We start from the raw sequence: 5,980 nt of genomic DNA, 5'->3' as shown, positions 1-5,980 counted from the left end.
GGTTTTCCGGGGTGGCGGCCATGGCGTTTCGTCCTTCGGGACTGCGGGAGGGCGGCTCTGACCTGCACACTCGCGCTCGGGTCAGAGGTGGCGCGACGGTGCGCAGCAGGGTCGGTCAGAAGAGGGATCGCGGCGGTGCTGGTTCTCTCAGCGCACCGGACAGATGGCGCTGGACATGCGGCCGAGGTCGACGTGCCGCCGACTCACCAAGGCAATTCCAGTTCCAGGCATGGCGGAAGCGTGTCACGGGACTTTGGAACCAGTCCAGCTTCGTCCGATATATGGACAACATCGTCTCGCTGGGCGAGACGGTGTGGTGTGGGTCACGCGAAAGGGGCCTCGTGGGCCCCTCCGTGACGCCGCCTCGGACCCGTGCGCCCGGGGCCGGTGGGGGCGGGGCGCGCGGGGCGCGCCGTACTCAGGCGTGGGCGCCCGGCCAGGGTCCGGGCGTCCGCGTCTCCTCGGCCCGCTCGACCTTGGTGTCGAAGAGGCGGAAGCCGCGCCGTTCGTAATTGGCCACGGCGTGCTCCCCGTCCAGCGAGCAGGTGTGCAGCCACACCCGCTCGGTCGGTTCCCGGTCCGGCCAGCGCTCGGCCAGGTCCCAGGCGCGTGCCGTGCCGCAGGAGAGCAGGTGGCCGCCGATCCGGCGCCCCCGGAAGGCGGGGATGAGACCGAAGTAGACGATCTCCACCACGCCGTTCTCCTGGGCGTCCAGCTCCAGGTAGCCGGCGGGCGTCCCCCGGTCGTACGCCACCCAGATCTCGGAGCCCGGCTTCTCCACGATCTCCTGCCACTGCCGGTAGGTCAGGCCGAGCCGGTCGGTCCAGTGGATGTCGCCGCCTACCGCGGTGTAGAGGAAGCGGGCGAACTCGGGCGACGGCACCTCGGCGCGCCGGACGGCGATGCCGTCCCCCTCCGGCGGGGTGGCCGGGCGGAGGTCGGACGGGGAGGTCTGTTCGAGGGACCAGGTGGTGAGAGTGATGCTCATGGGCTCATCGCATCATGTGGAGGGCGAGATTCCCAGAGGCGTCCGGCCTGGCAGGCGCGGGTCCGTCCGCTGAGTGGTCGGTCTGTCCGGATTGCGGACGGGGGTGTGGGGGCCGGTCTCCGCCCGCTCACGTGCCCGCACGGCGCTGGTCGCTCGCGTCGCGCAGGTGGGCCGTGTGCCGGACGAGGGCGTCGACCCGCTCCGCGAGGTCGGGGCTCAGGCGTACGAGATGGGACCGGGTGCCCGCCAGTGGTTCCAGGAGCAGGGCCGGGTCGCTCTCCGCCAGCGCCCCCGCGAGCGCCTTGCGCTCCCGAGGGGGCAGGCCGTCGAGCGCGGTGACCTGCCCGGCCAGCTGCCGCAGGTCCGCCGCGTTCCCCCGGGCCCAGGTGCTCACCGAGCGGTCGGCCGCCCGCCGGTCCCGGGTGGCCCGCACCCGCTGCTCGCCGGTGTCGCCGGGCTTCCCCGGCCGCACCCGCAGATAGCGCCGCTCGGCGGCCTGCCGGCTGGTGACGCCGAGCGGCCCCGCAAGGTCGGCCCAGCTCGCGCCCGCCTCCCGGGCCGTCTCGATCAGGCCCGGCTCCCAGTCCGCGAGGCGCTCGCGCAACTCCCGCAGCAGGAGCAGGGCGGCGAGGGCCTGCTCCGAGGAGGGCGGTTCCGCGCCCGCGGCCGGACCGGGAGCGTCCGCCGTGCCCGCCTCCCGCACGGCCTCGTCGATCGTCGCGAGGGCGGCGAGGGCCGCGTGGAGGCTGAGGGGGCGGTCGGTTCCGGCCACGGGGCGCATCCTCTCCGTCCGGTCGTCACGGACCGATGTCGTCATTCCGTTGACAGAACAGTTGTCGTCGTTCGGATGACATGCTACAACGGAGTCAGGTGAAGCGCATTGGCTCCTTGCCGATCCGATGGAGGTGTTCCGCGATGTTGATGCGCACCGACCCGTTCCGCGAGCTCGACCGCCTGACGCAGCAGCTGCTGGGGACCACCGGCACCTGGACGCGGCCGTCGACGGTGCCGATGGACGCGTACCGCGAAGGTGACGTGTACGTCATCGCGCTCGACCTGCCCGGCGTCTCGCCGGACGCCATCGACATCGACGTCGAGCGGAACATGCTGACGGTCAAGGCGGAGCGCCGGCCGGCGGCGAACTCCGAAGACGTACAGATGGAGCTGTCCGAGCGGCCCCTCGGCGTCTTCTCCCGCCAGCTGATGCTCGCCGACACCCTCGACACCGAGAAGATCACGGCCGACTACGAGGCGGGCGTGCTCACTCTCCGCATTCCGATCGCGGAGCGCGCGAAGGCCCGCAAGATCGAGGTCGGCCGGGGCGACGGCCGCAAGCAGATCAGCGGCTGACCCGCGCGGCCGGCCGCCCCCGGCGGTCCATCCGCGACCGGCGGCCCGCGCCCCGGGACCGACCGCCGTGGTCCGGTGGCCGGACCAGGAGAGAACCCGGACGCCGGCGACCCGGCCGGCAGTGCCCCGGGCAACCGGGGACTCCGGCGGCCGGGACAGGAGAATCCCGCGAGCGGAGGGCGGGTGCCCCACCGGCCCACCCGCCCCCGCCGCTCCCCACCCGCTCCTCCCCCTGCCGAAGGGAGCCGCGATGAGACTGCCGTGGCAGACGTTCCTCGACCGAGTCGCGGAACGCGGCGACTACCCCACCCCCCACGAGGCGGAACGCGCCGCGCGCACGGTGCTGGCGCTGCTCGGCGCCCACCTCGTCGGGGACGTACGGGCCGCGCTCGCGGCCCGCCTCCCGGAGACCTTCGCCGTCGTGCTGCTCAATCCGCTGCAGGCCGCCGAGCCCCTCTCCCCGGAGCGGTTCGTCCGTGCGACCGCCGCCTGGATCGAGGGGGCCACGGAACGGACCGCGGCCTGGGACGTGAGCGCGGTCCTCAGCACCGTCGCCGACGCGGCGGGCGAGGAGCTCACCTCCCGGATGCTGCTCCAGCTCCCGCCCGGCTACGACGTCCTCTTCGGCCGGCCGCAGCCCGTGTGAGCCGGCGCCCACACCCGTCCACCCCGCCCGGCCCGGCGGCCGGGCCCGCAGAGAACGGTGACGACCAGACCCATGCTCCAGCAGACCGAGACGGCCATTCCCGCCCCCCGCGCCGGACTCCAGGAGAGCGAGGACTACGTACGCCTCCTCGAACGCGTCCGCTACGAGGGCGCGCACCCCACCCGTGAACACGCGGAGGAAGCCGTACGGGACGTCCTCGCGGCCCTCGGCCGCCAGCTCGTCGGGGACGAGCGCGTCGACCTCGCCGCCCGTCTCCCCGTCGAGGCGGCCCTCGTCCTCACCGGCCAGATCCCGGCCCTGAACCGGCTCACCGGCTGGGAGTTCGTGAAGGACCTCGCGGAACGCACCGGCCGGACACCCGCCACGGCCCGCTGGAACGTGAGCGCGGTCCTGGCCGCCGTCACCCGGCTGGCCGGCCCGGAACTGATCGACCGGATCGTGGCCCAGCTCCCGCCGGGCTACGCCCTCCTCTTCGGCCGCGCCGAACTCACCCAGCGCCGGCCCGCCACCGAGGGCACGGCCGCCGCGGCCTGACCCTCCTCCTCTGCTCGCATCCCTCCCCGCCCCGGGCCCGGTCCCGCGCCGGCACCGGCCCCCGTCGTGGTCCTCCGGCCGGGCCCGTCGTCGGCGTCCTCCCGATCTCCCGGGGCCGCCGGGCCGGTGGGCCCGGCGTCGGGGTCCGCCGGGCCGGCCGTCCGAGGGCGCGGACCGCCCCCAGGCCCCGGGCCCGGTCGGTGCCCCGCGGTCGTCGGACCGCGTGGCCGGAGGCCTTCGCCCGCGCGCCGTCCCTCGGCCCGCGGGCCCGGGTCCCGTCGGCCCGGGTCCCGTCGGCCCGGGTCCCGACGGCCCGGGTCTTCGGCCGGGCCGCGCCCCCCTTCGTCCACGCGCCCTCGCGGCCCGCGGGCCCGTGTCCGTCGGCCGAGGTCTTCGGCCGAGCCGCGCCCCACCCGGGGTCAGCCGGCGGCCTCCGTGCGCGCGGCCCGCACCGCCGGAGCCGTCGAGTGCGGCAGCAGGTCGGCCGGGCGCTCCGGCCGCAGCACGGTCACCTCGACCTCCTCCCGGAAGCGGTACGGACGGTGGGCGAGGACGCTCGCCAGGTTCCGCCGCACCCGCGACATCTCCGCCCGTACGGTCACCGTCCTCGTCCGGTCCCCGAACACGTCCTCCGCCAGCTCCGCCGCCGTCCGCCCGTCCCGGTGCAGCGCCAGCACGTACAGCAGCTCGGCGTGGCGCGGGCTCAGCTCCTGCTGCCAGCTCCCCGCGGGCCCCGTCACGTCCACCGTCCACCGGCGCGGCCTGCTCAGGTCCAGCACCACCCGGCCCGCCGCACCCGGTTCGGCCTCCGCGGGCGGCGGCTCCTCCTCCACGCGCAGCAGCCAGCCGCCGGGCAGCGGCTCCACCGCGCACATCCCGAGCGAGGGCAGCCACATCCGCCCGGCCCTGAAGGACTTCGGCAGCGCGATCCGGTCCACCGGCGCGAGCCCCGTCACCGCGGCCGTCCAGCCGTGCGCGTCCACCGCGACCGCCCGCCCGCCCACCCGGCACAGGATCGGCGCCGCCACCGCCCGCAGCCGCTCCACCGAACGCCGGTGCCGCTCCCGCATCTCCGCCTCGGCCAGCCGCGCCACGGAGCCGACCAGGGCGAGCATCGCCGGATGGAAGCTGGAGGCCGGTCCGCTCACGTCCAGGATGCCGAGCAGCCGCTGGTCGCGCGGGTCACGTACCGGGGCCGCCGCGCAGGTCCAGTTGTGGAGGGCGTGCACGTAGTGCTCGGCCGAGTGGACCTGCACCGCCCGGCCCATGGCGAGGGCCGTTCCCACGGCGTTGGTGCCGGCGGTGTGCTCGGTCCAGGCGGCGCCCTCCTCCAGACAGATCCCGTTCGCCTGCCGCATCACCGCGAGGTTGCCCTCGCGCCACAGCACCCGGCCCTGCTCGTCGGTGACCACCATGATCTGGAGGGAGGCGTCGGCGATGCCGGCGAGGCCACCGCTCAGGGTCCCCATCACGTCGGACAGGAGCGTGGAGCGCCGCCGCCGTTCCAGCTCCTCCCGCCGCAGCAGCACACTGCTCGTGCCCTGGTCCGGGTCGAGGCCTATCCGGGCCATCCGCTGCCAGGAGGCGTCGATCACGGGGCGGGGCGCGATCGGGGGCGTGCGGCCCGCGAGCGTCTCCTCGCGGACCCGGTGCAGCAGGCGCGTGGCCTGAGCGGCGTCCATGGCGGCCAGCCGCTTCATGTCCAGCTGCGTGTTCTTCATCGGTCTCTCCCAGCCACCCCGGGCGCTGTATCGGTTCTGCGGATGTCCGGGGTGTCGCTGCCCATCGTGCCGTCCGGCGGCACCCGGCGAGGGCCGGTTCCGGCAATCTCGCAACCCTTTGCAACTCTGGCCGGGCAAGGCCCCCCTACGTGAAGGTGGAGCGAGCGGTGGGTGGTGCCGTGTCGGCGCAGCACCACCCCCGCTTCTCCCGCGCCGAGCGGCCGATCGGGCCCGTGCGCCGGCGGCCCGGGCGGCTCAGATCTCCACCCGCGCCCGTTCCACCACCGCCCGCAGGTCCAGGGTGGGCGGCAGCGTCCCGAAGGCCGCCCCCGCCTCCCCGCCGAGCCGCCCCGCGCAGAACGCGTCCGCGACCTCCGGCGGCGCCCACCGCACCAGCAGCGATCCCTGGAGCACCAGCGCCATCCGCTCCACCAGCCGCCGCGCCCGGCCCTCCACCCCCTCCAGGTCGGCCAGCTCCGTCAGCACCCCCCGGATCGCCCGGTCGAGCCGGTGGTCCGCGCCCCGCGCCGCACCCACCTCGGTCAGGAAGGCGTCGAGCGCCGCCGGCTCGGTCCGCAGCGCCCGCAGCACGTCGAGGGCCTGGACGTTCCCCGAGCCCTCCCAGAGGGAGTTGAGCGGCGACTCGCGCAGCAGGCGCGGCATCCCGGACTCCTCCACGTACCCGTTGCCGCCCAGGCACTCCAGCGCCTCCGCCACCAC

8 protein-coding genes are annotated in these 5,980 nt (G+C 75.5%); 3 read left to right on the top strand and 5 right to left on the bottom strand.

Features of this window, described 5'->3' with window-relative positions:
* Positions 1-147 precede the first annotated feature (147 nt).
* The 3 genes from RIF68_RS36540 to RIF68_RS24385 all read right to left on the bottom strand — a co-directional run bounded on the left by RIF68_RS36540 (position 148) and on the right by RIF68_RS24385 (position 1,769).
* Positions 148-231, bottom strand: a complete 84-nt coding sequence (locus RIF68_RS36540; RefSeq protein WP_351391960.1) for a putative leader peptide — start codon at positions 229-231, stop codon at positions 148-150.
* Positions 232-418: 187 nt separating this feature from the next.
* Positions 419-988, bottom strand: a complete 570-nt coding sequence (locus RIF68_RS24390) for a GNAT family N-acetyltransferase (protein WP_309053439.1) — start codon at positions 986-988, stop codon at positions 419-421.
* A gap of 127 nt (positions 989-1,115) precedes the next feature.
* Positions 1,116-1,769: a type III effector protein gene (locus tag RIF68_RS24385; RefSeq protein WP_375165110.1), complete on the bottom strand. Its 654-nt coding sequence runs from the start codon at positions 1,767-1,769 to the stop codon at positions 1,116-1,118.
* 134 nt (positions 1,770-1,903) lie between these two features.
* Between RIF68_RS24385 and RIF68_RS24380 the strand changes: the two genes are divergently transcribed.
* From RIF68_RS24380 to RIF68_RS24370, 3 genes are all read left to right on the top strand, one after another.
* Positions 1,904-2,338 (top strand): Hsp20/alpha crystallin family protein, encoded by a 435-nt coding sequence (locus RIF68_RS24380; RefSeq protein WP_309053437.1) that lies wholly within the window; start codon positions 1,904-1,906, stop codon positions 2,336-2,338.
* Between the two features lie 250 nt (positions 2,339-2,588).
* Positions 2,589-2,984, top strand: coding sequence for a DUF2267 domain-containing protein (locus tag RIF68_RS24375; protein ID WP_309053436.1), 396 nt, complete (start codon positions 2,589-2,591; stop codon positions 2,982-2,984).
* 72 nt (positions 2,985-3,056) lie between these two features.
* The gene (locus tag RIF68_RS24370) at positions 3,057-3,539 is read left to right on the top strand and encodes a DUF2267 domain-containing protein (protein ID WP_309053435.1); all 483 of its coding nucleotides are present in this window, start codon (positions 3,057-3,059) and stop codon (positions 3,537-3,539) included.
* Positions 3,540-3,958: 419 nt separating this feature from the next.
* Here RIF68_RS24370 and RIF68_RS24365 read toward each other — a convergent pair whose 3' ends face one another.
* Entirely contained in the window at positions 3,959-5,260 is a 1,302-nt protein-coding gene (locus tag RIF68_RS24365; RefSeq protein ID WP_309053434.1) for a GAF domain-containing protein, read from the bottom strand.
* Positions 5,261-5,515: 255 nt separating this feature from the next.
* Positions 5,516-5,980, bottom strand: a 465-nt coding sequence (locus tag RIF68_RS24360; protein WP_309053433.1) for an acyl-CoA dehydrogenase family protein, incomplete at its 5' end; no start/stop codon positions are given.

Source organism: Streptomyces sp. (genome assembly GCF_031178505.1).
GTDB lineage: Bacteria > Actinomycetota > Actinomycetes > Streptomycetales > Streptomycetaceae > Streptomyces > Streptomyces gulbargensis.
This window is presented reverse-complemented; position numbering and strand designations above follow the sequence as displayed.

Coding starts and splice junctions, on each gene's coding strand:
- RIF68_RS36540 (WP_351391960.1), bottom strand. CDS start 231: ATGCCTGGAACTGGAATTGCCTTGGTGAGTCGGCGGCACGTCGACCTC.
- RIF68_RS24390 (WP_309053439.1), bottom strand. CDS start 988: ATGAGCATCACTCTCACCACCTGGTCCCTCGAACAGACCTCCCCGTCC.
- RIF68_RS24385 (WP_375165110.1), bottom strand. CDS start 1,769: ATGCGCCCCGTGGCCGGAACCGACCGCCCCCTCAGCCTCCACGCGGCC.
- RIF68_RS24380 (WP_309053437.1), top strand. CDS start 1,904: ATGTTGATGCGCACCGACCCGTTCCGCGAGCTCGACCGCCTGACGCAG.
- RIF68_RS24375 (WP_309053436.1), top strand. CDS start 2,589: ATGAGACTGCCGTGGCAGACGTTCCTCGACCGAGTCGCGGAACGCGGC.
- RIF68_RS24370 (WP_309053435.1), top strand. CDS start 3,057: ATGCTCCAGCAGACCGAGACGGCCATTCCCGCCCCCCGCGCCGGACTC.
- RIF68_RS24365 (WP_309053434.1), bottom strand. CDS start 5,260: ATGAAGAACACGCAGCTGGACATGAAGCGGCTGGCCGCCATGGACGCC.